The sequence below is a fragment of the Labrys methylaminiphilus subsp. lupini genome, from assembly GCF_051161885.1.
Classification (GTDB): Bacteria; Pseudomonadota; Alphaproteobacteria; order Rhizobiales; family Labraceae; genus Labrys.
Window position 1 is genome coordinate 4,253,340 of the sequence record NZ_JBMDIH010000001.1, and the last position, 25,159, is coordinate 4,278,498.

General features: G+C 64.0%; 22 protein-coding genes. 11 read left to right on the forward strand and 11 right to left on the reverse strand.

Going from position 1 to position 25,159, the window contains the following annotated elements; all coding sequences use genetic code 11:
• Positions 1-45 precede the first annotated feature (45 nt).
• From ACN6KF_RS20070 to ACN6KF_RS20085, 4 genes are all read left to right on the forward strand, one after another.
• A complete protein-coding gene (locus tag ACN6KF_RS20070; protein WP_434959721.1) occupies positions 46-927 on the forward strand; it encodes a substrate-binding domain-containing protein in 882 nt (293 codons plus the stop codon).
• Between the two features lie 253 nt (positions 928-1,180).
• On the forward strand, positions 1,181-2,167 hold the full coding sequence (locus ACN6KF_RS20075; protein ID WP_434958539.1) for an ABC transporter permease: 987 nt from the start codon (positions 1,181-1,183) through the stop codon (positions 2,165-2,167).
• A gap of 3 nt (positions 2,168-2,170) precedes the next feature.
• A complete protein-coding gene (locus tag ACN6KF_RS20080) occupies positions 2,171-2,929 on the forward strand; it encodes an ATP-binding cassette domain-containing protein (RefSeq protein ID WP_434958540.1) in 759 nt (252 codons plus the stop codon).
• 126 nt (positions 2,930-3,055) lie between these two features.
• Complete coding sequence (locus tag ACN6KF_RS20085) at positions 3,056-3,802, forward strand: HAD-IIB family hydrolase (protein ID WP_434958541.1); 747 nt, start codon at positions 3,056-3,058, stop codon at positions 3,800-3,802.
• Between the two features lie 207 nt (positions 3,803-4,009).
• On the opposite strand, the gene ACN6KF_RS20090 is transcribed toward ACN6KF_RS20085, so the two are convergent.
• On the reverse strand, positions 4,010-4,390 hold the full coding sequence (locus tag ACN6KF_RS20090; protein WP_434958542.1) for a hypothetical protein: 381 nt from the start codon (positions 4,388-4,390) through the stop codon (positions 4,010-4,012).
• A 150-nt stretch (positions 4,391-4,540) separates the two neighbouring features.
• On the opposite strand from ACN6KF_RS20090, the gene ACN6KF_RS20095 reads away from it, so the two are divergent.
• Positions 4,541-5,296, forward strand: coding sequence for an SDR family oxidoreductase (locus tag ACN6KF_RS20095; protein ID WP_434958543.1), 756 nt, complete (start codon positions 4,541-4,543; stop codon positions 5,294-5,296).
• Between the two features lie 152 nt (positions 5,297-5,448).
• On the opposite strand, the gene ACN6KF_RS20100 is transcribed toward ACN6KF_RS20095, so the two are convergent.
• From ACN6KF_RS20100 to ACN6KF_RS20120, 5 genes are all read right to left on the reverse strand, one after another.
• Complete coding sequence (locus ACN6KF_RS20100; protein WP_434958544.1) at positions 5,449-5,832, reverse strand: DUF779 domain-containing protein; 384 nt, start codon at positions 5,830-5,832, stop codon at positions 5,449-5,451.
• Positions 5,833-5,951: 119 nt separating this feature from the next.
• The gene (gene adh, locus ACN6KF_RS20105) at positions 5,952-7,469 is read right to left on the reverse strand and encodes an aldehyde dehydrogenase (protein WP_434958545.1); all 1,518 of its coding nucleotides are present in this window, start codon (positions 7,467-7,469) and stop codon (positions 5,952-5,954) included.
• Positions 7,470-7,681: 212 nt separating this feature from the next.
• A complete protein-coding gene (locus ACN6KF_RS20110) occupies positions 7,682-8,656 on the reverse strand; it encodes a GAF domain-containing protein (RefSeq protein WP_434958546.1) in 975 nt (324 codons plus the stop codon).
• Between the two features lie 270 nt (positions 8,657-8,926).
• On the reverse strand, positions 8,927-9,643 hold the full coding sequence (locus ACN6KF_RS20115) for an SDR family NAD(P)-dependent oxidoreductase (RefSeq protein ID WP_434958547.1): 717 nt from the start codon (positions 9,641-9,643) through the stop codon (positions 8,927-8,929).
• Positions 9,644-9,808: 165 nt separating this feature from the next.
• Positions 9,809-11,797, reverse strand: a complete 1,989-nt coding sequence (locus ACN6KF_RS20120; protein ID WP_434958548.1) for a hydantoinase/oxoprolinase N-terminal domain-containing protein — start codon at positions 11,795-11,797, stop codon at positions 9,809-9,811.
• A gap of 412 nt (positions 11,798-12,209) precedes the next feature.
• Between ACN6KF_RS20120 and ACN6KF_RS20125 the strand changes: the two genes are divergently transcribed.
• From ACN6KF_RS20125 to ACN6KF_RS20135, 3 genes are all read left to right on the forward strand, one after another.
• The gene (locus ACN6KF_RS20125) at positions 12,210-12,482 is read left to right on the forward strand and encodes a helix-turn-helix domain-containing protein (RefSeq protein ID WP_434958549.1); all 273 of its coding nucleotides are present in this window, start codon (positions 12,210-12,212) and stop codon (positions 12,480-12,482) included.
• Positions 12,483-12,646: 164 nt separating this feature from the next.
• The gene (locus ACN6KF_RS20130) at positions 12,647-14,338 is read left to right on the forward strand and encodes a SulP family inorganic anion transporter (protein WP_434958550.1); all 1,692 of its coding nucleotides are present in this window, start codon (positions 12,647-12,649) and stop codon (positions 14,336-14,338) included.
• Positions 14,339-14,434: 96 nt separating this feature from the next.
• The gene (locus tag ACN6KF_RS20135; RefSeq protein WP_434958551.1) at positions 14,435-14,719 is read left to right on the forward strand and encodes a hypothetical protein; all 285 of its coding nucleotides are present in this window, start codon (positions 14,435-14,437) and stop codon (positions 14,717-14,719) included.
• An 84-nt stretch (positions 14,720-14,803) separates the two neighbouring features.
• On the opposite strand, the gene ACN6KF_RS20140 is transcribed toward ACN6KF_RS20135, so the two are convergent.
• Genes ACN6KF_RS20140 through ACN6KF_RS20150 form a run of 3 tightly spaced genes read right to left on the reverse strand, consistent with a single transcriptional unit; the run spans position 14,804 to position 19,399 of the window.
• Complete coding sequence (locus tag ACN6KF_RS20140; RefSeq protein ID WP_434958552.1) at positions 14,804-15,976, reverse strand: efflux RND transporter periplasmic adaptor subunit; 1,173 nt, start codon at positions 15,974-15,976, stop codon at positions 14,804-14,806.
• Between the two features lie 10 nt (positions 15,977-15,986).
• A complete protein-coding gene (locus ACN6KF_RS20145; RefSeq protein WP_434958553.1) occupies positions 15,987-19,172 on the reverse strand; it encodes an efflux RND transporter permease subunit in 3,186 nt (1,061 codons plus the stop codon).
• Positions 19,173-19,186: 14 nt separating this feature from the next.
• Entirely contained in the window at positions 19,187-19,399 is a 213-nt protein-coding gene (locus ACN6KF_RS20150) for a hypothetical protein (RefSeq protein ID WP_434958554.1), read from the reverse strand.
• A gap of 294 nt (positions 19,400-19,693) precedes the next feature.
• On the opposite strand from ACN6KF_RS20150, the gene ACN6KF_RS20155 reads away from it, so the two are divergent.
• Positions 19,694-20,305 (forward strand): TetR/AcrR family transcriptional regulator, encoded by a 612-nt coding sequence (locus tag ACN6KF_RS20155; protein ID WP_434958555.1) that lies wholly within the window; start codon positions 19,694-19,696, stop codon positions 20,303-20,305.
• 194 nt (positions 20,306-20,499) lie between these two features.
• On the forward strand, positions 20,500-21,354 hold the full coding sequence (locus tag ACN6KF_RS20160) for an SDR family NAD(P)-dependent oxidoreductase (protein WP_434958556.1): 855 nt from the start codon (positions 20,500-20,502) through the stop codon (positions 21,352-21,354).
• Positions 21,355-21,460: 106 nt separating this feature from the next.
• Here the strand turns inward: ACN6KF_RS20160 and ACN6KF_RS20165 are convergent, their stop codons facing one another.
• Complete coding sequence (locus tag ACN6KF_RS20165; RefSeq protein ID WP_434958557.1) at positions 21,461-23,272, reverse strand: cation:proton antiporter domain-containing protein; 1,812 nt, start codon at positions 23,270-23,272, stop codon at positions 21,461-21,463.
• Between the two features lie 118 nt (positions 23,273-23,390).
• The gene (gene ubiE, locus ACN6KF_RS20170) at positions 23,391-24,146 is read right to left on the reverse strand and encodes a bifunctional demethylmenaquinone methyltransferase/2-methoxy-6-polyprenyl-1,4-benzoquinol methylase UbiE (protein ID WP_434958558.1); all 756 of its coding nucleotides are present in this window, start codon (positions 24,144-24,146) and stop codon (positions 23,391-23,393) included.
• A 121-nt stretch (positions 24,147-24,267) separates the two neighbouring features.
• Here ubiE and mutM point away from each other — a divergent pair, with 121 nt between their 5' ends.
• Positions 24,268-25,134, forward strand: coding sequence for a bifunctional DNA-formamidopyrimidine glycosylase/DNA-(apurinic or apyrimidinic site) lyase (mutM, locus tag ACN6KF_RS20175; RefSeq protein WP_434958559.1), 867 nt, complete (start codon positions 24,268-24,270; stop codon positions 25,132-25,134).
• Positions 25,135-25,159 lie beyond the last annotated feature (25 nt).

A 25,159-nucleotide genomic window follows, 5' to 3' on the forward strand; every position in this document is an offset into this window, starting at 1 on the left:
TTGGCTGTTGCCGGCGCGATATTGGCGCTGGCTGCCTCTCTCCCGATGGCGCAAGCCGGCCCGAAGACATTCTACTGGATATCCCATGGCGGTCCGGCCGACCCGGTGTGGACCTATTTCCTGGCGGGCGCCAAGCAATGGGCCAGTGACACCGGCAACACGGTCAACACCTCCTTCCACAATGGCGACGTCGCCTCCCATCAGGAAGCCGTGCGCGCGGCGATCGCGGCGGGCGCCGCCGGCATCGTCACCACCAGCCCCGATCCCGGCAGCCTGATCAAGGTGGTCGAGGAAGCCAACGCCAAGAAGATCCCGATCATCAATTTCAACACGCCCGACCCCCAAGCCAAGTTCGGTGCCTATGTCGGCGGCGACAACGTCAAATTTGGCGCGGCCTGGGCCCAATATCTGGTCGACAAGAAGCTGGTGAAGGCTGGCGATTTCGTTTGGATGCCGGTGGAGATCCCCGGCGCCACCTATGGCGTGCAGGAGGAGCAGGGCATTTCCAGCGTGTTCAAGCCGCTCGGCATCACCTGGGAGATCACCGAGGCCACGCTCGACCAGGCCGAAGTCATCTCGCGCATGACCGACTACCTCACCACCAACCGCAAGAAGATCAAGGCGATCATCGGCCTGGGAGATCTCGTCACCGGTAGCATCAAACGAGTGTTCGACCAGGTCGGCGTCAAGCCCGGCGAGATCCCGGTCGTCGGTTGGGGCAATTCGCTCGACACCACCCAGGAAGTGCTGAACGGCTATGTCAACGCCGCCCAATGGCAGGATCCGCAGGCGACCAGCTATATCGCTCTGTCGATGGCGGCCATGGCGTCGAGCGGCATCCGCCCCGGCTTCAACGTCATCACCGGCGCGCTCTACGAGAAGGATGCCGCCCAGCAATATGACGACATCCTGAGCGGCAAGAAATAGGGCATTCACAGGCGCGGACGGCCGGGAATGGCTGTCCAGCGCGGTGGCCTCTTTTGATATCGTAGGAGACACGGACCGTTGTCATGCCCGGGTCTGACCCGGGCATCCAGGAGGCCGGGCCACCGCCTGCGCGGCAGGTTGGATTGCCGGGTCAAGCCCGGCAATGACAAATGTCGAGCCAATCTCAATATCATCACACCGCCCCCGAAGCGCCCCTTCCGCATCCGCCTCCATCACCCGCCAAGGAATTCTCGTGGAACAACGCTCCCTGCTCCAGCGCGCGATCGCCCGGCCCGAATTCGGCCCCTTCGTGCTCCTGGTCATCGAACTCGCCATCTTCGGCGGCATCAACCCCGACTTCCTCTCCGCCGACAATCTCAGCAACATCCTGGCCTTTACCGTCGAGCTCGGCCTGATCGCTTTGGCGATGACGCTGCTGATGACCTCGGGTGAGTTCGATCTCTCGGTCGGCTCGCTCTTCGGCTTCTCGCCGGTGCTGATGTGGACGCTGTTCAACAGCGGTGCGACCCCGCTATGGGTAGCCTTCCTCGTCGCGCTCGTCGTCGCGGCGCTGATCGGCTGGGTGAACGGCCTCTTCGTCACCAGGCTGAAGATCCCCTCCTTCCTGGTGACGCTCGGCATGCTCCTGGTGGTGCGCGGCACGGCCCTCTTCGTCACCAACGGCTTTCCCCAGCGCACCTGGAATGCGGGCGACCAGCCACTCGCCGACATCCTGGTCGGTACCTTCTATATCGGTGGCTTTCGCGTCTACATGTCCCTGCTCTGGTTCGCCATCGCGGCCGTCGTGCTCGGCTATGTCCTGACCAAGACCAAATACGGCAACTGGATCCAGGCGGCGGGCGGCAATCCCAATGCGGCGCGGGCGCGCGGCGTCAATGTCGATGCCACCAAGGTCTGGCTCTTCATCCTGTGCTCGGTGCTCTCGGCCTTTGCCGGCATCATCTCATCGATCCGGACCGCCTCGGCCAATCCCAATTCGGGCACGGGCTATGAATTGGAGGTGATCGCCATGGTGGTGATCGGCGGCACCGCGCTCACCGGCGGCCGGGGCACCATCATCGGCACCGTGCTCGGCATCTTCATCCTGCGCGTGATGCGCAACGGCATCGTGCTGATCGGCGTGCCGGGTCTGGCCTACAACATCTTCATCGGCGCGATCATCTTAGGCATGATGGCGCTGCATTCATGGCTCGACCGCCGGCACCAGGAAGGGAGATGAGCGATGGCTGAACCTCAAGAAGAACTCGTCCGCATGCAGAACATCGCCAAGTCCTATGGCCGCATCCGCGCCATCGAGGACGTCACCCTCACGGTGAACAGGCGCGAGATCGTCGGGCTGCTCGGCGACAACGGGGCTGGGAAATCGACCCTGATCAAGATCCTGTCCGGGGCGGTAGCGGCTACCTCCGGCGACATCTATGTCCGTGGCAAGAAGGTGGTGATGCGCTCCACCACCGACGCGATCGCCGAGGGTATCGAGACGATCTACCAGGATTCGGCCCTCGTGCCGCAGCTTTCGATCGCCCGCAACCTCTTCCTGGGGCGCGAGCCGATCAAGGGGCCGCGCTTCCTCAACCGCCTCGACCAGGCCAAGATGAACGAGGTCGCGACGACGCTCTTGAAAAGGGTCGGCATCTCCAAGAACATCGCACCGACCACGCCGATCGGCTCGCTCTCCGGCGGCGAGCGCCAGGCGGTGGCCATCGCCCGCGCCATGCATTTCGACAGCGACCTCATCATTCTCGACGAGCCCACCAACAATCTGGGCGTGGCGGAGACGCAAGGCGTCCTGAACTTCGTGCGCAATGCCCGCAGTTCCGGCCATTCCTGCATCTTCATCGCCCACAACATCCATCATGTCTTCCAAGTGGTAGACCGTATCGTCGTGATGCGCCGCGGCCGCGTCGTCGCCGACGACATCGATCCCAAAACGACCAGCGTGGAGGCGGTCGAACGGGTGATCACCGGCATGGATCACTGAGAGTTCCCGGGAAAGCGGCGTGCCCCGAAAGGGTGAGCCCGACTGTACCATCGTAGAGTGGCGCATCCGGCCAACTCGTTTATAACGGCCGGACTCTTTCCTTCCCCAGGGACATCGAAGCTCTTCATGAAGAAACTCGTCATTTTCGATCTCGACGGCACGCTTGCCAAGAGCAAATCGGCCATCGACGCCGAGATGGCTGCCCTCCTGGGCCAGCTTCTCACCGTCGCCCAGGTCGCCGTGATCTCGGGCGGCGACTGGCCGCAATTCGAAAAGCAGTTCCTCGCTAACCTCCCCGCCGGCGATCGTTTCGACCGGCTGCATCTGCTGCCCACCTGCGGCACGAAATTCTTCCATTTCGATGGGGGCGCCTGGGTGCCCGTCTATCGCGAGGACCTGTCCACGGAAGACAAGCAGCGCATCGTTGCTGCGCTGGAGGCGGCCTTCGTTGAGGCTGGCTTCAAGCCCGAGCGGATCTGGGGCGAGCGCATTGAGGATCGCGGCAGCCAGATCACCATGTCCGCACTCGGCCAGGAGGCCCCCCTCGAGGCCAAGCACAGCTGGGATCCCGATTTCAAGAAGCGCACCATCCTCAAGACCTATCTCGACAAGTCGATACCGGATTTCTCGGTGCGCATGGGCGGCGCCACATCGATCGACGTGACCCGGCAGGGCATCGACAAGGCCTATGGCATCGCCAAGCTGCGCGACCGTCTGGGCATCGCCATCGAGGAGATGATCTTCGCCGGTGACGCCCTCTTCCCGGGCGGCAACGACTATGCGGCCAAGGAGGCCGGTGTCGATTCGATCCGCGTCAGGGATCCGGAGGAGACCAAGCGGGTGATCGAGACCATTATCGCCTGCCTGGGGTGAGAAACTGGGGCGCCTCACAACGGCGAGCTCCCGCGCCTTGGTAGAGTGCGCTCTATCGCCCTCGGCTTCAGCTGTCTGATTCACATATCTCGGCCGAGCCGCACAAAACGCAATAATCCTTCCTCGGTTTCGGGGAAGGATCTCTGCGCCACATCTTGGAACGCTGCGAGTCTACGGACAAGGCAGGCCCTTTCACCGAGCGATCCATCACCGCTCCTGCCGCCCCGCGATATATTTCTCCAGCACCGCCGCCACCTTGCGGGCGCCATAGCAGCGGAAGCGGAACGTGCCTTCGTCATGCTCGACGGCGACGATGCCGGTCACCCAACCGAATTCCCGCCAAGCCTTGCGGATGGCAGCCATTGGGATGTGCACGGGCTGCAAGCCGATATGAAAGGCCTTGTTCAGGCGATTGGCAGCGAAGGACAACCCTTCGGGCGTGATCTCGACACGTCCGCCGACCCACAGGCCTCCCATCTTGCGGCTCATTCGATCGACCGTGCTGACGGTGACGTCGGGCACCAGCTTCGAGGGCACCGCATTCGGGATGAGGGCGTTGCAAAGCTTGCGGATGTGAAGATCTGTCATGATGGCTGTCATGGAGGCTCGCCCTGTACGAGATTTCCGATTAGAGATATTTGTCTGACAACGGAAGCGGCTGCCTGTCAGGCCTAACCCGCCTGGGCGGGCGGAACTGCGCATTGCAGCACAAATCGAATTGGAATCGGGAGGAACCCTATGTCGGGTCAAGGAAAGATCGCCATCGTCACAGGCGCCGCCAGCGGCATCGGAAAGGCCGTCGCGCATGCGCTGCTGGGCGATGGCTGGTCTGTCGTCTTCACGGGGCGTCGCAAGGAGGCCTTGGAAGCGGCGATCGCCGAAAGCCCGCATGCGGCCTCTGCCCGCGCCATCCCCTCCGACGTCACCGACCCCGCCTCGGTGGCGGCGCTGTTCGACGCCACCGTCGCCGCCCTCGGCCGTGTCGACCTCGTCTTCAACAATGCCGGCACCATCGCCCCCGGCGTGCCGATCGAGGACCTGCCCTTCGAGCAGTGGAAGGCGGTGATCGACACCAACGTTACCGGCGTGTTCCTGTGCACCAAGGAGGCCTTCCGTGTGATGAAGGCGCAGGAACCGCGGGGCGGGCGCATCATCAACAATGGTTCGATCTCGGCCACCGCGCCGCGCCCGAATTCGGCGCCCTACACCGCCTCCAAGCATGCGGTCACCGGCCTGACCAAATCCTCGTCGCTGGACGGGCGCAAATATGACATCGCCTGCGGCCAGATCGACATCGGCAACACGCTGACGCCGATGGCGTCCAAGATGCCGGGCGGCGTGCCGCAGGCCGACGGCTCGATCAAGCCCGAGCCGACCTTCGACGTGAAGCATGTCGCCGATGCGGTGGTCTACATGGCCGGCCTGCCGCTCGAGGCCAATGTGCAGTTCATGACGGTAATGGCCACCAAGATGCCGCTGGTGGGGCGAGGATAAGCGCGGGATTGGCGTGCCGATCTTCTCAGTTCCATCGAGAGATGGAGTGGAATCGGCAAGGAAGATGCCGGTCTGAAGACCGGCACACCGCGCCGCGGGCATCGCGACATGCATGCATGTCGCTGTGATGCCCGCGCAACCGGGGAAGGCCTTCAGGCCCCGCTTCTCACAGCCGGCAGCACGCAGATCTCCTCGCCCGAGAAAGTGCGCGAACGGGTGATGAAGCGTTTTTCCGTGCCGTTCTCCAAGGAGAACATGCCGCCGCGCCCTGGCACCACGTCGATGATCAACTGGGTATGGCTCCAGGCGGCGAATTGCAGGGCGCTGATATAGACGGGCGCATCGCCGATGCTGCCCAAGAGCACGTCCTGGTCCCCGACGATGAACTCGCCCTGCGGATAGCACATCGGCGAGGAGCCGTCGCAACACCCGCCCGACTGGTGGAACAGCACGGGGCCGTAGCGGGCCTGGAGGCTCGCAATCAGGTCGAGGGCGGCCGGCGTCGCCGTCACGCGTTCGAGGGCGGTGTCCTGCATAATCGTTCCCTCATCCCAGCACGGATCGCCACTTCCGACCCTGCCTGGCTATCAAAAGGGCCGCCCGGCGTGAACCGGGCGGCCAAGGCGATCCCCGGAGCAAAATGCTCCGGCACGGATCAGAAGAAGCCAAGCTTCTTGGGGGAGTAGCTGACCAGCATGTTCTTGGTCTGCTGGTAGTGATCGAGCATCTTCTTGTGGTTCTCGCGGCCGATGCCGGACTGCTTGTAGCCACCGAAGGCCGCATGGGCCGGATAGGCGTGGTAGCAATTGGTCCAGACGCGGCCGGCCTGGATGGCGCGGCCGAAGCGATAGGCGCGCGTGCCGTCGCGTGTCCAGATGCCGGCGCCGAGGCCATAGAGCGTGTCGTTGGCGATGGAAAGCGCTTCCTCGTCATCCTTGAAGGTGGTGACGGAGACCACCGGGCCGAAGATCTCCTCCTGGAAGATCCGCATCTTGTTGTGACCCTTGAACACGGTCGGCTTGACGTAATAACCGCCGGCGAGGTCACCGGGCAGTTCGTTGCGCTCGCCGCCGATCAACACCTCGGCGCCTTCCTGGCGACCGATATCGAAATAGCTCAGGATCTTTTCGAGCTGTTCGGAGGACGCCTGCGCACCGATCATAGTGGTGGGATCGAGCGGATCGCCCTGCTTGATGGCGGCGACGCGCTTCAGCGCCTTCTCGATGAAGCGGTCGTAGATGCTTTCATGCACGAGGGCGCGGCTCGGGCAGGTGCAGACTTCGCCCTGGTTGAGGGCGAACATCACGAAGCCCTCGATCGCCTTGTCGAGGAAGTCGTCGTCCTCGGCGGCGACGTCCTTGAAGAAGATGTTGGGCGATTTGCCGCCGAGCTCCAGCGTCACCGGGATCAGGTTCTGGCTGGCGTATTGCATGATGAGGCGGCCGGTGGTGGTCTCGCCAGTGAAGGCGATCTTGGCGATTCGATTGGAGGACGCCAAAGGTTTGCCGGCTTCCAAACCAAAGCCGTTGACGATGTTGAGCACGCCCGGCGGTAGGATATCGCCGATCAGCTCGGCCAGGACCAGGATGGAGGCAGGTGTCTGCTCGGCCGGCTTGATCACCACGCAATTGCCGGCGGCGAGTGCCGGGGCGAGCTTCCATATCGCCATCAGCAATGGGAAGTTCCAGGGGATGATCTGGCCGACAACGCCGAGCGGTTCATGGAAATGATAAGCGACCGTGTCGTGGTCGATTTCGGAGATGCCGCCTTCCTGCGCGCGCAGCACGCCGGCGAAATAGCGGAAATGGTCGACGCCGAGCGGCAGGTCGGCGGCCGTGCTCTCGCGGATCGGCTTGCCATTGTCCCAGGTCTCGGCCAGAGCGAGCGTTTCCAGATTGTCTTCTATCACCTGGGCGATGCGCAGCAGCAGCAGCGAGCGTTCCGCCACGCTGGTGCGGCCCCAGGCGTCCTTGGCGGCATGGGCGGCGTCGAGGGCGGCTTCGACGTCAGCGGCATCGGAACGGGCGATCTGGCAGAGGACCCGGCCGTTTACGGGAGAGGTGTTCTCGAAATATTTGCCGCTGCGCGGTTCCTGCCATTGGCCACCGATGAAATTGCCGTAGCGGGGCTTGAACAGCGTTCCAGGCGAGCGGACGATCTCGGGCTTGTTCATCAATTTCCTCCTTCAGCGCGCCAATTGAGGTTTTGGGACTGGCGTCGTCTGGCCGGGAGGATGGGCGGGGCGAGGCTGCTTGTCAGGATGGGCACAGGCGATGACGAGGGCAATGTGTCTCAGGGATGAGACAGATTTGGGGGGCGGGTCTTCGGACCCGCCTATTCGACCAGCTCGGTCCTTCCAGGCTGGTCTGAAGACCAGCCCCCCGATCAACTCTCGCGGCCGATGCCGAGGCGCGCGATCTTGCGATGCATGGTGGCACGGCTGACGCCGAGGAGACGGGCTGCCGTGGAGACATTGCCCTTGGCACGCGACAGCGCCTGGCGCACGGCGGCACGCTCGCCTGCAAGCAGCCCCTCGCCCGGCCCCACCCTTTCGCCATCGATGAGATCGCCGGCCGGGAAGGGGTGGTTGAGATGCTCGTCCATCAGCCCGTAGACGAGGCGCGCCGCGCGGCTGGCGCCGATGACCAGGTCCTCCCTGTCCACGGCCAGCAGGCCGACCGGTCCGGAACCGGCATCGGGCCCGACCATGATGCGCGCATGGCGGAAGGCCTCGCGGAAATGCTGGGTCTCGATGCGGGTAGCGGCATCCCTCGTGGCAGCCGCCACCAGCTTGAGCAGGGCCGGCGTCACGTCGGAGCGGCAGGTCGAAACGTCGAGTGTGCCCGTCAGGCGGCCATTCGCGTCCCAGATGGGCGCCACCGTGCAACTCAGACCGATATTGCGGGTGAGGAAATGCTGGTCACGGTGAATGGTCAGCGCGCGCCCTTCGGCAATACAGGTGCCGACACCATTGGTGCCCTCGCTCTTTTCGCTCCAGACCATGCCCGTCCACAGCCCGAGCGCCTCGAAATCGGCATCGTCTCCCGCCTCGCCGCGCCGGTCGAGCGGCACCCCGTCTCCATCGGTGAGAAGGACGCAGCAGCCGGCGTCACCAACGGCCTGGAACAGGCGGTCGAGCGTCGTCTGCGCAAGGCGGACCAGCAGTTCCATGCGCGACAAAGCCGCCCTGAATTCGCCTTCGCCGAGGCGCAGGGGCGGCGGCGCGTGATCGGGATCGAGGCCGTAATGGCTCATGGAGCGCGACCAGGAGGCCGCGACCGCAGACTGGGCACCCGATGTGCCGTCACTCAAGGTGGCATAGACCAGATCCGCATGATGCAGACGGTCCGACTTACCCATTCCTGGCATTCGCTCCGCCCTCCGCATGCATTCCGACAAGGGGAGTTCGGCAGCCCGCTCCCCAACATCGACGCGGTTGGCGTCATCTTCCGCTGGAATTTCCTGCCCTGTCAATCGCAGTCGCGATTTTCATCATCGCCCAAAACGTTTTGGAAAATGAATTCTTCATTCGATGCGTCAACATCGCGCAGAATGCGAGCGCGACCTCGCCCGCCAGAAATGCTCGGCCTGAGGGGTTTGGCAATAGACGGGCACGCCCTCAAGCAGCCCTCACCAAGGAACGGTCTGCCCTCGATAGTCGAGATATTCCAGGCCGGGCCTGCTGCGTTTTTCGAGAAGCACGTTCACGAGGCTCGGCACGCTCTCTTCAATGGACAGGCGTCCACTGGGGCCACCCATGTCGGTGCGAACCCATCCGGGAGCCATCAGCACCATCGGGTGAGTCTCCCCGGCGCGGCGGGCCGCATAGCTGCGCATGAACATGTTCAAGGCTGCCTTGCTGCCGCGATAGACTTCACGCATGCCAGATGTGTTGTTGCTGACACTGCCCTGTCCGGACGACATCACGCCAATCAAGCCCGTTCCAGTGACGAGATCCGCCAGGTCCTCGATGACGCGCAGGGGGCTCAACGCATTGGTGACCATGACACGGATGAATTCCTCGGTCGTCACCTCCGCGATGGTTTCCTCGGGATCGTTGGTGACGCCTGCATTCACAAACAGAATGTCGAACCGGCGACCCGCCAGCCGGGCGCCGAGTGCTGCGACCTCGGCCGGCTCGCAGATGTCGACGGTTTCGATCTCGACCTGGTTGCCATGCTCGTCGGCCAGGTCATGCAGTTTCGTTCTGCCTGCCTGGGCGCGAACAGTACCGACGACATGCCATCCCTTCTTGACGAATTCGACGGCCATGGCGTGGCCGAGACCACGGGACGCTCCGATGAGCAGGATGGTGCCGGCAGGCTTTGGAGATAAGGTATCAGGCATGGCTTCAACGCTCGTTGCTGGTGTGATCGGTCAGCAATAGGCCGAGGCGCATACCCTGCGCCAGACGCACGAGATGCAACAAATGAATGCACGAAAGGCCCTGCATACCCGCCGCGCGACGCACGATCAGTCAAATCAAGGCAGAGAGGAGCGTCGGAATTTCGTCTAGGCGCTGATCCTCGGCCGGCCCGACGCCCGGGCCGTCACCAGCGCCTCGACGAACAATTCCCGGCCCTCTGCCACGATCTTCTTCTCGTCCACACTCACCGAAATCTCGACCGAGGCGGCACCCGCCGTAAGGGCGTCGCTCTCGGCCTGGATCCGCGCCGCCTCCTGAGCATGGCCCAGCGCCTCGGCGAGATCGAGGATGTCGCGCGTGCCTGAACGCGTGAACACCCGGAAGATTCCCTCCACCGGCTGCAGCACCTTCACTTCGGCCGAAACATGCACGCCGCCGACCACGGCGCCGACGGCGTTGGCGACCTCGGCATGTTCGGGCACCAGCGAAGGCGCGCCGACCATGCCGGCGATATCGCCGTAATAGGTCGCGGCCGAGGCACCGAGCCCGACCACCGGGGCCGTGAGCGACAGGCCGATCTTGACGAGGCCGCTATGGCCGTCGAGCGCCGCCACCGACAAGGCATGGCGCGACAGGCCTGTCTCCCGAAAGCCGTCCTCGGCCAGAGCGCATTCCAGCAGGAACTCGGCCGAACGGCGCGTGAGGGTCTCGATGATCCGCCGCGCCAGCGCCTCGGCGCTGTCCGCGAAGGGCAATCCCATGGCGTTGCGCCGTCTGGCAAACAGAGTGAGTCCCTTCTCGGCCGCCACCCTGTCCCAGGCGTGATGCAGGCCGAGCTGGTGCGCGGCATCGGAGGGCGTCAGCGCCGCCATGATGGCAAGGCGCCTGACGACCAGGCGCTGGAGCGCGTTGAGCTCGCGCCGGCTGTTGATCAGCTTGTCGACGGGCTGGGGTCCGTTCTCCAGCCGTGCCAGCACCTCGGCCTCCAATGCCGGCAGTTCCGCGAGAGGCGAATGCAGGCGCATGGCGAAGCGGCCGAAGAGGTCGTTGGGCAGATCGGCCCTGAGCTGGCGGTCGAGTGTTGAATGCACGAGGTCGGCATGGCTGTCGGCAAGCAGGGATAAAGGCACGGCCCGGCGCGGGCCGAGCTTGAGCGAGGTATCCAGGCCGTGCTGTTCGATCGCTACTTCGCTGTCGCCGCCGAGGCCGCAGGTGCGGATGGCGATGGCCTCAACCATGGTACGGAAGCCGCCAATCAGGGCGCCGGCCGGATCGATGCGCGGCCTGGCGCCGCGCAGCACGACGACATCCGTGGTGGTGCCGCCGATGTCGGAGATCAGGGCGTCCGGAGCACCGGCGAGGAAGGCTCCGCCCACGGCGCTGGCGGCCGGGCCCGAGAAAATCGTCTCGATCGGCTTGGCCTTGGCCACCTCGGCCGCCACCAGCGAGCCGTCACCGCGCACCACCATCAAAGGCGCAGCGATACCGAGCGCGGTGAGCTGGCCTTCGGTCGCGGCGATCAGCGCCTCGAGGAGATGGATCAGGCGCGCATTGAGCACACAGGTCAGGGCCCGCTTCGGCCCGTCCAGCTTGGCAGAGAGTTCATGGCCGCAGGTGACCGGCAGGCCGGTTTCGCGCCGCAGAATCTCGCGCGCCGCGATTTCATGGCTGGGATCGAGCACGGCAAAGCGCCCGGTCACCGCAAAGCCGGTCAGCCCCGGCGCCAAGGCGCGGGCCTGTTCGATCAGCGCTGCTTCGTCGAGCGGCGCGCGGACCTGGCCCATGGCGTCATGCCCGCCGGCAATCAGCAACACCGGATCGCCGTTCAATGCCGCCTTGAGATCCGGCCGCTCGGCATCATCGGCATCGAAGCCGATATAGACGAGGCCGACGCGCCCGCCCTGGCCTTCCACCATAGCGTTGGTGGCAAGCGTGGTGGAGAGCGAAACGAGGGCGATGCGCGCGGGCGCGACATCGGACTGGGCCAGCACCGCGCCGACGGCGCCGCCGACACCGATGGCGAGATCATGATGGGTGGTGAGCGACTTGGCCTTGGCGAGAACGCCCTTCTCCTCGTCATAGAGGACGGCATCGGTGAAGGTGCCGCCCGTATCGATACCCAACAAAACAGCCATAATGTCAGCCACTACCAATCCAATCGTCCTTTTGCTGATACGCGAATTCGGGCTGCGCCGCTCGCTCATACCGGCATTTTTTTGGACACTGGCGGCCTTTCCTCAAGCAAAGCGCCTTTCGGCTAAAACGCAATTACTCCCTCTGCCGTTGAGGGAGAGCACCACCGAGAGCAATTACGCGAAACGTCGCTTTGCTCTAACTCTTCGTTTCGAGGCGTCTTTGCGATTCGAGGTGATTCCGTGAAATCGCAGGACGCTTCGGCTATAGGGCAAAGCGGCGTGGACGGACAGGAGTGGGTTCCCAACCCTGCACGCTCCAGCAGGCGCCGCCAGTGTCGATGGCTTAAACATTCTAATTGATGTCCTAGACATCAATGTTGAAATATAGTATTTGATAAATGCGAGGCTGCCTATGATCACCGCTGCCCAGATGCGCGCTGCCCGTGCCCTCCTCGGCATCGACCAGCGCCAGCTCGCTGACCTGTCGGGGGTTTCCCTGCCAACGGTTCAGCGCATGGAAGCGAGCGAAGGCAATGTTCGCGGTGTGGTCGATACGTTGACGAAAGTGATCGAGGCGCTTGACCGCGCCGGCGTCGAGCTGATCGGCGACAATGCTGTCAGCCGCGAGGGTGGGCGAGGTGTGCGCCTCAAACAGCCCAAATCGTCGGAGGTGCCCTCGGCCTGACCTAGAGCAAAGCGCGTTCAGGCGTGAACGCTTCTCTGCTCTACCTCTTTGGTTCGACGCGTCTTTGCGATTTGAAGCGATGCGATCAGATCACAAGACGCTTTGAGGTTGAGTGGCGGCGGTCTGCAGAACGCTCTGCACCGTCTCCGGAAATGAGAGAAGCAATGACGGCCCGGGTGCATGAACCCAGCTTCAGCGAGCTCTATACGCCCAAGCTGGTGACGGTTCTCAAGGAAGGCTACGGGCTGGACAAGCTGAGGGCCGACATCCTCGCCGGATTGACGGTCGCCATCGTCGCTCTGCCGCTGTCCATGGCAATCGCCATCGCCTCCGGCGTGACGCCGGACCGCGGCCTCTATACCTCCATCGTCGGCGGCTTCGTGGTCTCGGTACTGGGCGGCAGCCGGTTCCAGATCGGCGGCCCCGCCGGCGCCTTCATCGTGCTGGTTGCCGCCGCCGTGCAACAGCATGGCGTGGACGGCCTCCTCCTCGCCACCTTCATGGCCGGTATCATCCTCACCTTGATAGGTGCCCTCCGGCTTGGCACCTTCATCAAATACATTCCCTACCCCGTCACCGTCGGCTTTACCTCCGGCATCGCGGTCATCATCTTCGCCAGCCAGATCAAGGAACTGCTCGGCCTGACGTTCAAAGATGGTGAACCCGGCCCCTTCGTCGAGAAGGTCGAGGCGCTCGCCACCGCCCTGCCGAGCTTCAGTCTGTCCGCCACGGCTGTCGCCGTCTTCGCCATCGGCCTTATCGTGGTAATCCGGCGCCTACGCCCCCATTGGCCCGCCTTCCTGATCGCAACCGTCACGGCGGCCGTGCTGGTCTGGCTGGCGGGCATACCTGTGGAAACGCTCGGCACGCGCTTCGGCGGCATCCCGCGCTCGCTGCCGGCTCCTCATCTGCCGACCCTGTCGCTCGACAAGGTCATCGAACTCCTGCCGACCGCGATCGCCTTCGCCCTGCTGGGCGGCATCGAGAGTCTGCTTTCCGCCGTGGTGGCCGACAGCATGAGCGGCCGGCGCCATCGCTCCAATATCGAGCTGGTGGCACAGGGAATCGCCAACATGGCCTCGGCCCTGTTCGGCGGCATCTGCGTCACCGGTACCATCGCCCGCACGGCCACCAATGTGCGGGCCGGGGCGCGCGGACCGGTCTCGGGCATTCTGCATTCGCTCTTCGTGCTCGCCTTCATGCTGCTGGCGGCCCCGCTTGCAAGCTATATCCCGTTGGCGGCCCTCGCGGCGGTGCTGGCGGTGGTGTGCTGGAACATGTTCGAGCTCCACCAGTTCGCCACGCTGGTGCGCGCCTCGCGCGGCGATGCCGTGGTGGTGACAGTCACTTTCCTGGTGGTGGTGTTCCGCGATCTCACCGAGGGCATCCTGATCGGCTTTGCCCTCGGTTGCCTCCTCTTCCTGCACCGCATGGCCGAGGCGGTCGAGATCGAGACATTGCGGCCGGTCGTCGAAGAGGATCTGTCCGACGCCGGCAGCGATCAGGACCCCCTGCCTTATGAGGCCGGCTTGGCCAGCAATCCCGACGTGGTCGCCTACCGGATTTCCGGTGCCTTCTTCTTCGGCGCGGCCGCCACGGTCGCCGCCGCCCTCGACGACATCGGCGAGCATCCGAAGACGACTATCATCGACTTTTCGGGCGTGCCGATCATCGATTCAACCGCTGCAGCCACCATTCACGGGCTGGTGCGCAAGGCCGCGGGCAGGGGTGGTACGGTGCAGATCGTCGGCGCCCGTCCCGCCGTGCTGCGGGTCTTGCTCTCCCACGGCGTGCGCCCGCCACAGGTGCGCTTCCGGGCCCGGCTGGCGCTACCGCGGGACGCGGCTTCGGACTGAACGTTCCCGCCGGCCCAGAAGAAGTTTCCGGTGAAACAGCTTGATTTTCGAACCTCATCTACCCCTGGATAGCTGATGGCATCGGAGGTCGCACGGATGAGAATTGCCTCACTCGCTTTCCTGCTTTCGGGGCTCGTCCTTGCGCCACAATTGGTATTTGCGGCGCAGTCGAGCGCTTCGATAGACCAGTGGAAAGCCCTGAACAGTCAATGCCGCGGCGGCAGTGGCGACGATCCCGCCACGCAGCAAGCCTGTGATCAGCGCGACGCCCTCACACGACAACTCGCCAAGGCGGGCTGGTGCTTCGGCCGCAAGGACGATCCCGACGCCGCTTCCTATCAGTGGCATCGTTGCACAGCGAAATCCCTGCGCCCGGAATAAAAAGGCCGGCCGGGAACGATATCCGGGCCGGCCAGGCTGCGCTGCGACGGGCCGAGGCGAGGCCCCGTCGTCCGCTGGAAGAAGTTATGCTCCCGCCTTCTGGGGCAGGGGTTGGATCGGCATGCCGGGGAAGATCTTCTGAATGTTGCCGGTGATGATCTGGTCGGTTTCCTTGATCCCCTTGGTCACCGCAATCAGCGGTCCCTCGGCGGGGCCGAGTTCGATCAGGCGCATCTCGACCTTGTTGCCCTCGCCGACGACATAGACATATTTGCCGAGCTGGCTCGAGCCGAGACCGGCCTGCGGCACCAGCAGCGTGTCCGGCCGCTCGCCGATGCTGAGGCGCAGATTGACATACTGGCCCGGCAGCAAGTTGCGCTCGGCATTGGCCGTGGTGGCGCGGGCGGTGATGGTGCCGGTGGCCCGATCGACGACATTGTCGAGGAAGGTGAGTTCGCCCTGATGGGCGGCTTCGTTTTGCCCGGGCACGGTGATATCGGCCGGGACCTTGCCGGCCGCCTTGGCCCTGAGGATCTGCGTCAGCTCGGCTTCTGTCGGCGTGAAGGTGACATAGATCGGGCTGACCTGCACCAGCGTGTTGAGCACGGTGCCGCCGGGGCTGACCAGCGTGCCGGCGGCGGCCTGGTTGCGACCGATCCGCCCGTCGAAGGGCGCCTTGATCTCTGTATAGGACAGGTTGAGTTCCGCCGCCTGGATCGCCGCCTTGTCGGCGAGCAGGGTGGCCTCGCCCTGCTTGACCGCGCTGGTGCGCTGGTCGAACAGATCCTTCGACAGGAAGCCCGTCTTGCTGAGGTCGTTGCCGCGGGTCATGCTGTTCTTGGCATAGTCGAGTGCGGCGGTATCGCGCTCGGCCTGAGCTTTTACCTGCGCCAACGCAGCCTGATAGTCGCGCGCGTCGATGCGATAAAGGACATCGCCCTTCTTCACATCGGCGCCGTCGGTGACAGGCTGCTCGAGCATGTAACCCGAGACCTTGGCCTGCAGGGTGATGCTGCGGATCGACTCCGTGCGGGCGGGATAGTTGAGGAAGATCGGAATGGACTTCTTGACCACGGAGGCGACCGGCACCGGCATGGCCTGCATGGCCGGTGCCGGATTGGCGGAAGCCGGCTTGCTCAGCATCCCAGCCAAGAGTTCCTGGCCGGCGGCGATGAGATGCGGCTTGTCCTTGAGGTAGTAGCCGCCGCCAGCGGCGGCGACCACGACGATGGCGGTGGCGATTTTCCAGATACGCATCGGTATCCCCTTATTCGGCAGCCTGGATCCGGGGCGGCAAAGCCTCCTCGGACGCATCAGGCGCGCTGTCGGTATGGTGTGAGTCTTTTCTGGCGGAGGCACGACGCTCGCGCCAACGCTCGATGATGGCGTAGAACACCGGCACGAAGACCAGCGTCAGCACGGTGGCGACCAGCATGCCGCCGAACACGGCCGTGCCAAGCGATTGCCGGCTGGCCGCGCCGGCCCCGGTCGCCTTCACCAGCGGCACCACGCCCAGGATGAAGGCGAAGGCCGTCATCAGAATCGGGCGCAGGCGCAGGCGGCCGGCTTCCATCGCTGCCTCGACGATGCCATGGCCCTGCTCACGCAGATGCTTGGCGAACTCGATGATCAGGATGGCGTTCTTGGCCGCCAGGCCGATCAGCATGACGAAGCCGATCTGCGAGTAGACGTCGAGCTGCATGTTGCGCAACCAGATGGCGAGCAGCGCACCGAACAGGCCGAGCGGCACCGCCAGCAGGACCATGAAGGGCATGGACCAGCTCTCATACTGGGCCGCCAGGATCAGGAAGACGAACACGATGGCAAGGGCGAACACAGCCGCTGCGATCGAGCCGGCCTTGAGCTCCTGGAAGGTGATGCCGGTCCATTCATAGTTGAAGCCGTTCGGCAGGGTCGTGGCGGCAACCCTCTGCATCGCCTCGATCGCCTGTCCCGAGGAGTAGCCCGGCGCAGGAGCACCGTTGATCAGAGCGGCACCGTAATTGTTGTAATGGGTCACCGTCTCCGGCCCGACGATCGGCTTCAACGATCCCAGCGTCGACAGGGGCACCATGTTGCCGGTGGCATTGCGGACGTAGAGGCGGCTGATGTCACCCGGGTCGGCACGCGAATCCTTGTCGGCCTGCAGCGTGACGCGGAAGGTGCGCCCGAACTGGTTGAAGTCGTTGACATAGAGCGAGCCGAGATAGATCTGCAGCGTGTTGAAGATATCAGGCAGGTTCAAACCGAGCAGCTTGGCCTTGTTACGATCGAGGTCGTAATTGAATTGCGGCGTCGAGGTCGAGAAGGTGGTGAACAGGGTCTGCGGGTTGAGTTCGGGCTGCTTGCGCGCCTCGGCAAGCAGAGCCTGGGCTGCATCGTTCACGGCGACGGGGCCGCGTCCGTTCAGGTCCTCGATCTGGAACTCGAAGCCACCAGTGGTTCCCAGGCCCTGGATGGAGGGTGGCTCGAAGGCCAGGACGAAACCATCGGCGATACCGAAGAGTTTCGGGCGCACCTTGTTGACGATATCGGTGGCGCTGAGGCCTCCCCCACGTTCATCCCAGGGCTTGAGGATCGCGAACTCGACCGCGGCGCTCGATTGCTGGGCATTGGTGAGGAAGTTCAGGCCAGAGATCGACATGATATCCTCGACCCCAGGCTCGGCCATCAGGATCTGCCGCACCTGCTTGGCAGCGGCATCGGTGCGTTCCAGCGAGGCGCCGTCCGGAAGCTGGAGCACCACGAAGAAATAACCCTGGTCTTCCGAAGGCAGGAAGGTGGAGGGCACCCGCGTCGAGATCCAGTAAGTCGCGCCGAGCACCACCACGAACGCTGCCATCATCAGCCAGCGCAGCCGGATGAAGCCACGCACCGAGGCGGCATAGCCGTGCGACAGCCTGTCGAAGCCGGCATTGAACCAGCGGAACAGGAAGAAGCGCGAGGCCGGCTTGTGGCTGAGGAAAGCTGCCGAAAGGGCAGGGCTTAGGGTCAGTGAGTTGAAGGCGGAGATGCCGACCGAGATCGCCACGGTCAGGGCGAACTGGTTGTAGAGCTGGCCGGCGACGCCGGGAATGAAGGCAACCGGGACGAACACCGCCATCAGCACCGCCGTGGTGGCGACGATCGGACCCGTCACCTCCTTCATGGCGATCTTGGCCGCCTGCATCGGCGGATGCCCCGCTTCGAGCTGTCTCTCGACGTTCTCCACCACGACGATGGCGTCGTCGACGACGAGGCCGATGGCGAGCACCATGCCCAGCAACGAGAGCATGTTGAGCGAGAAGCCCATGGCCAGCATCACCACCATGGTCGCGATCAGCGACACCGGGATGGCGATGACCGGAATGAGCACGGTGCGCCAGTTCTGCAGGAAGATGTAGACGACGAGGACCACGAGGATGAGCGCCTCGACCAGCGTCTTGACGACGTCCTCCATCGCGGCCGACACGAAGCGCGTCGTGTCGTATTTCATCGAATATTCGATGCCCTTGGGGAATCGCGCCGAAAGCTCCTTCATCTTGGCTTCGACGGATTCCTTCAGCTTGAGCGAGTTGGAGCCTGGCGCCTGGAAGACACCGAGCACCACCATCGGCTTTTCGCCGTGATAGGCTGAGGATGAGTATTGCAGAGAGCCGAGCTCGATGCGGGCGACATCGCGCAGGCGCACCACCGAGCCACCGGCCGGGTTGGCCCGGACGACGATGTTGCCGAACTCCTCCGGATCGCTGAGGCGGCCGGTGGCGTTCACCTGCATTTCGAAGGCCGTGCCTGCGGGTGCCGGGTTCTGACCGATCTTGCCGGCAGCAACCTGCACGTTCTGCTCGGCGACGGCATTTTGCACGTCGACGGCCGTGATACCGAGATTGGCGAGCTTGTCCGGATCGAGCCAGATGCGCATGGAATAGCGGCGCTCGCCGAAGATCTTGACGTCGCCGACGCCCGGCAGGCGCTTCAGGGGATCAACGATCTGCAGATAAGCGTAGTTGCTGAGAGCGACCGAATCGACCGAATTGTCCGGCGAAGTCAGGTCGACGATCAGCACGAAATTCGGATTGGCCTTGGTGACCGAGACGCCGGACTGGTTGACGATCGCCGGCAGGGAGGAAGCGGCCTGGGCCACCCGGTTCTGCACGTCCATCGCCGCGATGTTCAGGGGATAGCCGACATCGAAGGTGACGGTGATGTTGGACGAACCGTCATTGGAGCTGGCCGAGGACATGTAGATCATGCCCGGCACGCCGTTGATCTGCTGCTCGAGCGGCGTGGTCACCGTATCGGCGACGACTTGCGAGCTGGCACCAGGATAGGAGGCGCTGACCTGGATCTGAGGCGGCGTGATGTTGGGAAACTGGGCGACCGGCAACAGAAAATAGGCAATCGCCCCCGCCATCACCATGATGATGGCGATGGCCGAGGCGAAGATCGGACGTTGGATGAAATAATTGACCATTGTGAAGCTCTGCGTCAGCCGCCCTGGATGCCAGCATGTGGCATGACGGTGTCAGAAAATGTCAGGAGGATCGACGGCATGTCCCGCGTTTCGGCGAGACGGCGAGCCTGGCCGGTGAGCATCGTCCTGAGCGAAACCGGATCGACCCCGTCGGCCCGCATGAGGGCGAGCGTCAGCGGATCGTTCAGCAACTGATCGATTGTCATATTGCAGCCTTGCTGAGCCATGACTCCTCCAGCGCGGAAACATGGGTTCATGCTCCGCCGAATCCGATTGACGATGTGTTGTTTCCTAGAGCAAAGCGCGTTCAGGCGTGACGTGCTTTGCTCCAGATTCCTGGTTCGACGCGCCTTGGCGATTTGAAGAGATTCGATCAAATCACAAGACGCTCTGGTGAATCGTCTCTCTAACAGGGCTGGATCGCAGTGCGATGACGAAACGGCCTTGACGACGCCTTACCAAGCTGTTACCGATCAGTAACAGCGATTACTGTTACAGGTCGGTAACAGTTTGGTCAAGCCATGAGCCAGAAAATTTTGGAACAAAGCGAAGAGTCAGTCTGCTGCCCCGGACAACGTCCGCGAGACCGCATCGTCGTCACTGCGCGCGACCTCTTCCACCGACATGGCATCAACACCATCGGCGTCGACACGATTGCCAAGGTTGCCGGCACCAACAAGATGACGCTCTATCGTCACTTCGGCTCGAAGGACGATCTCATCGTGGAATGCCTGCGGGCGGCCGAGATCGACAACCAGACCCGCTGGGCTCAGCTCGAGACCGAGTATCCCGGTGACGCCCGCGCCCAGTTGCTGGCCTGGGTCGGCAAATGCGCCGACTATATCGAGAGCGACAATCGGGGCTGCGAATTCGCCAATGCGGCCGTGGAACTCTCGGGCGAGGACCACCCCGCCCGGCGCCTGGTCGAGGAATTCAAGAAAAGGCATCGCGACCGCCTGGCCCTGCTCTGCCGGCAGGCGGGCCTCGACCAGCCGGACCTGGTCGCCGATACGCTGCATCTCCTGCTCGAGGGTGCCCGCGTCAGCCGCCAAAGTTCCGGGGTGGAAGGGCCGAGCGCCCGCTTCGTGCGCATGGCCGAGGGCGTGATCGCTTCCTTCGGCAAAAGCGCCTGACTCTTGCGGACATTCTGAGAGCCCGATTATCACAGCGACGTGCTTGCACGACGCAATGGCTTCCTCTTCCCAAGCGCAGCGTTTAAAAGAGCGGACATATCGCGACATGCAAGCATGTCGCTGTGATGTCCGCGCTCCAAGGAACTCCCTTCGGCAGCGCCGAACAGCCTTAGTTCCTGCCAGGAAGCATCACCATGTCCCATCCAGCGCTCGTTCCTGGCTCGGTCGCCGTCGTAACCGGCGGTGCCAGCGGCATCGGACTCGCCGCCGCCGTCAAATTTGCCTCCCTCGGCCTCAAGATCGCCATCGCCGATCTCGGCGAGGACAGGCTCGCTGCAGCCGCCGAAAAGGTCGCTGCGGCCGCGCCGGACGGACTGAAGGCCGTGCTTGCCTCGGCCACCGATGTCAGCGACGTCGAGGCCCTGCTCGGCCTGCAGCAAGCAGTGCATGAGCACTTCGGCGGTACGGATGTGCTGATGAACAATGCCGGCATCCAGCCGGGCTCGAAACTGTTCGATGCCCGGGAGGACCAGACCTGGGAACGCATTTTCTCCGTCAATCTCAAGGGTGTGATCCAGGGCACGCAGGTCTTCGCACCGGGCATGATCGCGCGGGGACGTCCCGGCCTGATCATCAACACCGGCTCCAAGCAGGGTATCACCACCCCACCCGGCGATCCTGCCTACAATGTCTCGAAAGCGGCGGTGAAGGCTTTCACCGAGGCCCTGCAGCATGAACTGCGCAACACCGAGGGCTGCCGGATATCCGCCCACCTGCTGATCCCGGGCTTCGTCTTCACGCCGCTCGCCGCCAAGGGCCGTGCCGACAAGCCGGCCGGAGCATGGACGCCCGAACAGACCGTTGATTTCATGCTCGAACGCCTGGCAGCCGGCGATTTCTACATTCTCTGCCCCGACAACGAGGTGCCACGCTCGCTCGACGAGCGGCGCATCGCCTGGGCTGCCGGCGACATCATCGAGAACCGTCCACCTTTGTCGCGCTGGCACCCTGATTATGCCGAGAAATTCGCCGAATTCCTGAAGGGGTGACGACGTTTGGGGGGCTGGTCTTCAGACCAGCCCGTAACCGCGGCCGGCAAGACTTGGCGGGTCTGAAGACCCGCTCCCATTCTGCGGGGGCCTCACGAACAAGGCCCTATGACGGTGTGATCACCGTACGACGATTGCGCTTGGGCTTGACGGCGTGGGTTTCCCGGCCGGCTGCCGTCTGCAGCTCCCGGCGGAAGACGTCGCGCCGCTCATGGATGGAAGCGATCACCGGGCCGGCCGGCACGCCGAGGCCGGCAAGGGCTGCTTCGGACAGTTGCAGGCTCGCCTCGATGGTCTCGGGGACGGCGTCGGTGACGCCGAGGGCGTAGAGCTTGCTGGCATGATCGGCATCGCGCGAGCGGGCCACGATGACGAGATCCGGCCGCAGCGCCCGCGCCGTGGTGACCACAGCCTCGATCTGGCGGGGCTGGTCGATGGTAACGACCAGGGCAGAGGCCTCGGCGAGGCCGCAGCGTTCCAGGAACGCGGCGTTGGTGGCATCGCCCCAATAAACAGGCTTCTTGTCCTCGCGCCAGCGCGCCACCGCCTTGGCGTTCGCGTCCACGGCAAGATAGGCGATCTTGTGCTCGCTGAGCATTTCGGCCACCAAGCGGCCGACGCGGCCATAGCCGACCACGATGGCACGGCGCTGCTTGTCCTCCGGCGGGCTTTCCAGGGCTGCCGCTTCCACCGGCACCGCCAGTTCATAGCGCTTGGCGATGCGACGGCCGAGCACCCCCAGCACCGGGATCGAGGCCATCGAAAGAGAGGCGATGGCGACCACCAGCGCCGACTGTTCCGGCGTGAGGATGGAAAGCTGGGTGGCGAGCGTGAATACCACGAAGGCAAACTCGCCGGCCGAAGCCAACAGGAAGGCGGTTTCGATCGAGACGGCCTTGGACAGCCGGTAGAGACGGCAAAGGCAGAAGATCAGAAGGCCCTTGACCAGCACCAGAGCCAGCACCGCACCGATGATCTGCAAGGGATAACGCACGACCACGGTGAGATCGACGCTCATGCCGACAGTGAAGAAGAACACGCCGAGCAGCAGGCTCTTGAAGGGCTCGATCGTCGCCTCGATGGCACGGCGATATTCGGTCTCGGCCAGCAGCAGCCCGGCGATGAAGGCACCAAGGGCCATGGACAGCCCCTCGCTCGCCGCCGCCACGCCGGCCCCGATCGCCACGAACAAGGTAGCGGCGATGAAGAGTTCGGGATTCTCCGGATTGGCGACCAGGCGGAACAGCGGGCGCAGCAGGAAATGGCCGGCGATCACGATGGCGGCAATGGTGAGCACGGCCAGGCCGAGGGCATAGCCGAGGCCGACCAGCACGGAGCGGTCGGAATGCCCGCCCATGGTGCCGACCAGGAACAGCACGGGCACCACGGCGAGATCCTGCAGGAGCAGCACCGCAAAATTGACACGTCCCGTGGCCGAGGCCATGCGTTTCTGCCCGGCCAGCACCTCCACCACGATGGCCGTGGACGACAGAGCCAGACCTGCGGCAACCACCAGCGCCACCTCGGGCGGCAGCACCAATTGGGCAAGCAGGGCGACGATGATGGTTGACACCACCACCTGCAGGCCGCCCAGGCCGAAGACCAGCCGGCGCATGGTCATCAGGCGGGCGAGCGAGAGCTCGAGCCCGATGACGAAGAGCAGGAATACCACGCCGAATTCGGCGATGCGGGCGATGGTTTCGCGCTCGCTGATGGCGATCCAGTCGATATAGGGCACATAGGACGACAGGGAACCGACACCGGTCGGCCCCATCACCGCGCCGGCCGCCAGGAAGCCGATGACCGGGCTGACATGCAGGCGGCGCACGAGCGGCACCACCACGCCGGCCGTGCCGAGCACGACCAAAGCGTCCTTCAAAGCCGAGAGATCGACCGCTCCAGCCAAAACCACCCCCATGTTGTTCGATTATGCCTATCGAACAACGAAGGACCCTGCTTCGCCAATCGAAAACCGCAGCAGGCGAGCATTAATTTCAGGCAGGGGATAGCGCCTCCGGGATTGCAGGTGGTTCCGGCTATAGCTTCCAGCCCGAATGGATGGCGACGATGTTGCCCGTGTGCGAGCGATGGCTGACCTGGGCAAAGCCCGCTTCGCGGATCATGGCCGAGAAGGCTGATGGCTTGGGGAAGTTGCGGATCGACTCGACCAGGTAGCGATAGGGCTCGGCATCGCCGGTGACCATGCGGCCGATCGGCGGGATCAGGTTGAAGGAATAGAGATCGTAGATCTTGTCGAGGCCGGGCATGTCGACGGTGGAGAATTCCAGGCACAGGAAGCGCCCGCCCCGCTTGAGCACGCGATAGGCTTCGGCGAGGGCCTTGTCGATGCGCGGCACGTTGCGGATGCCGAAGGCAATGGTGTAGCCGTCGAAGCTGCCTGTCTCGAAAGGCAGTTCCTCGGCATTGGCCTCGACGAAATCGAGCTGGCCGGCAAGGCCGCGCTCCTCGCCGCGCTGGCGGCCGACTTCCAGCATCGAACCGTTGATGTCGAGCACGGTGACATGCGTGTCGGGACCGCCTGCCTTCACGATACGGAAGGCAACGTCGCCGGTGCCTCCGGCCACGTCAAGATGGCGGAAGGGCCGCTGGCGCGGCGGATTGAGCATGTTGACCAGGTCGTTCTTCCACAGCCGGTGCAGCCCGCCCGACATCAGGTCGTTCATCAGGTCGTAACGCCCTGCCACCTTGTGGAAGACATCATCGACCATCCCCTGCTTCTCCTCCAGCCGCACGGTGGAAAAGCCGAAATGGGTGTCGGTGCTGACGGTCATCGGGTGAACTCCGGGCAAGGTCTGCGGGTGCTATAGACCATCACAAGGCCGAGGTGAACCGCATCTAGCGCAAGGCTCGGCTTCGTCCTATCTCTCCCCGGCAGCCTGCGCCGGAGGAATCATGCCTGAACTGCCTGAAGTCGAAACCGTCCGTCGCGGCCTGGAACCGGCCATGACCGGCGCCCGCTTCCTTGAGGTCGAGGCGAGACGGCCGGATCTGCGCTTTCCGCTGCCGGCCGATTTCGCCCGCCGCCTCGCCGGCCAGACCATTCTCTCGATGGGGCGGCGTGCCAAATATCTCCTGGCGGATCTTTCTTCCGGCGAGGTTCTGGTGATGCATCTGGGCATGACCGGCCGTTTCCTGATCACGGCGCCGGATGGCGGCGTGGAGGCGCCGGGCGAATTCGCCATGGAGGTCAAGGAGGATGCCAAGCACGATCATGTCGTTTTCCGCCTCTCCAACCGTTTCACCATCACCTATAACGACGTGCGTCGCTTCGGCTTCATGGATCTGGTGCCGCGCGCCGGGCTGGAGAGTTCGCGCCATTTCAAGGCCATGGGCATCGAGCCGCTTGGCAACGAGCTCAGCGGGGAGACGATAGCGCGCCTGTTTGCCGGCAAGATGGCGCCGCTCAAGGCCGCTTTGCTCGACCAGGGCCTGATCGCCGGGCTCGGCAACATCTATGTCTGCGAAGCCCTGCATCGCGCCGGCCTCGCGCCCGAGCGGGCCGCGGGCACGCTTGCCGACGGGCAGGCGGAACGTCTCTCCGGTGTGATCCGCGAGGTACTGGCCGAGGCGGTGGAAGCCGGCGGCTCGACCTTGAAGGATTACAGGCACACCGACGGCTCGCTCGGCTATTTCCAGCACCGTTTCCGCGTTTATGACCGCGAGGGCGAAGCCTGTCCGACGCCGGACTGCCGCGGCATCATCGAACGCCTGGTGCAATCGGGGCGCTCGACCTATTGGTGCCGGCACTGCCAGACGTAGGAAAATTCTCTCGGTACAGGTCGAG

Excerpts from the sequence above, each read along its gene's own strand:
- ACN6KF_RS20070 (WP_434959721.1), top strand. The coding sequence starts at position 46 with ATGGCGCAAGCCGGCCCGAAGACATTCTACTGGATATCCCATGGCGGT.
- ACN6KF_RS20145 (WP_434958553.1), bottom strand. The coding sequence starts at position 19,172 with ATGGTCAATTATTTCATCCAACGTCCGATCTTCGCCTCGGCCATCGCC.
- ACN6KF_RS20140 (WP_434958552.1), bottom strand. The coding sequence starts at position 15,976 with ATGCGTATCTGGAAAATCGCCACCGCCATCGTCGTGGTCGCCGCCGCT.
- ACN6KF_RS20090 (WP_434958542.1), bottom strand. The coding sequence starts at position 4,390 with ATGACAGATCTTCACATCCGCAAGCTTTGCAACGCCCTCATCCCGAAT.
- ACN6KF_RS20160 (WP_434958556.1), top strand. The coding sequence starts at position 20,500 with ATGTCCCATCCAGCGCTCGTTCCTGGCTCGGTCGCCGTCGTAACCGGC.
- ACN6KF_RS20165 (WP_434958557.1), bottom strand. The coding sequence starts at position 23,272 with ATGGGGGTGGTTTTGGCTGGAGCGGTCGATCTCTCGGCTTTGAAGGAC.
- ACN6KF_RS20125 (WP_434958549.1), top strand. The coding sequence starts at position 12,210 with ATGATCACCGCTGCCCAGATGCGCGCTGCCCGTGCCCTCCTCGGCATC.
- ACN6KF_RS20085 (WP_434958541.1), top strand. The coding sequence starts at position 3,056 with ATGAAGAAACTCGTCATTTTCGATCTCGACGGCACGCTTGCCAAGAGC.
- ACN6KF_RS20115 (WP_434958547.1), bottom strand. The coding sequence starts at position 9,643 with ATGCCTGATACCTTATCTCCAAAGCCTGCCGGCACCATCCTGCTCATC.
- ACN6KF_RS20135 (WP_434958551.1), top strand. The coding sequence starts at position 14,435 with ATGAGAATTGCCTCACTCGCTTTCCTGCTTTCGGGGCTCGTCCTTGCG.
- ACN6KF_RS20095 (WP_434958543.1), top strand. The coding sequence starts at position 4,541 with ATGTCGGGTCAAGGAAAGATCGCCATCGTCACAGGCGCCGCCAGCGGC.
- ubiE (WP_434958558.1), bottom strand. The coding sequence starts at position 24,146 with ATGACCGTCAGCACCGACACCCATTTCGGCTTTTCCACCGTGCGGCTG.
- mutM (WP_434958559.1), top strand. The coding sequence starts at position 24,268 with ATGCCTGAACTGCCTGAAGTCGAAACCGTCCGTCGCGGCCTGGAACCG.
- ACN6KF_RS20080 (WP_434958540.1), top strand. The coding sequence starts at position 2,171 with ATGGCTGAACCTCAAGAAGAACTCGTCCGCATGCAGAACATCGCCAAG.
- ACN6KF_RS20150 (WP_434958554.1), bottom strand. The coding sequence starts at position 19,399 with ATGGCTCAGCAAGGCTGCAATATGACAATCGATCAGTTGCTGAACGAT.
- ACN6KF_RS20155 (WP_434958555.1), top strand. The coding sequence starts at position 19,694 with ATGAGCCAGAAAATTTTGGAACAAAGCGAAGAGTCAGTCTGCTGCCCC.
- ACN6KF_RS20130 (WP_434958550.1), top strand. The coding sequence starts at position 12,647 with ATGACGGCCCGGGTGCATGAACCCAGCTTCAGCGAGCTCTATACGCCC.
- ACN6KF_RS20100 (WP_434958544.1), bottom strand. The coding sequence starts at position 5,832 with ATGCAGGACACCGCCCTCGAACGCGTGACGGCGACGCCGGCCGCCCTC.
- adh (WP_434958545.1), bottom strand. The coding sequence starts at position 7,469 with ATGAACAAGCCCGAGATCGTCCGCTCGCCTGGAACGCTGTTCAAGCCC.
- ACN6KF_RS20110 (WP_434958546.1), bottom strand. The coding sequence starts at position 8,656 with ATGGGTAAGTCGGACCGTCTGCATCATGCGGATCTGGTCTATGCCACC.
- ACN6KF_RS20120 (WP_434958548.1), bottom strand. The coding sequence starts at position 11,797 with ATGGCTGTTTTGTTGGGTATCGATACGGGCGGCACCTTCACCGATGCC.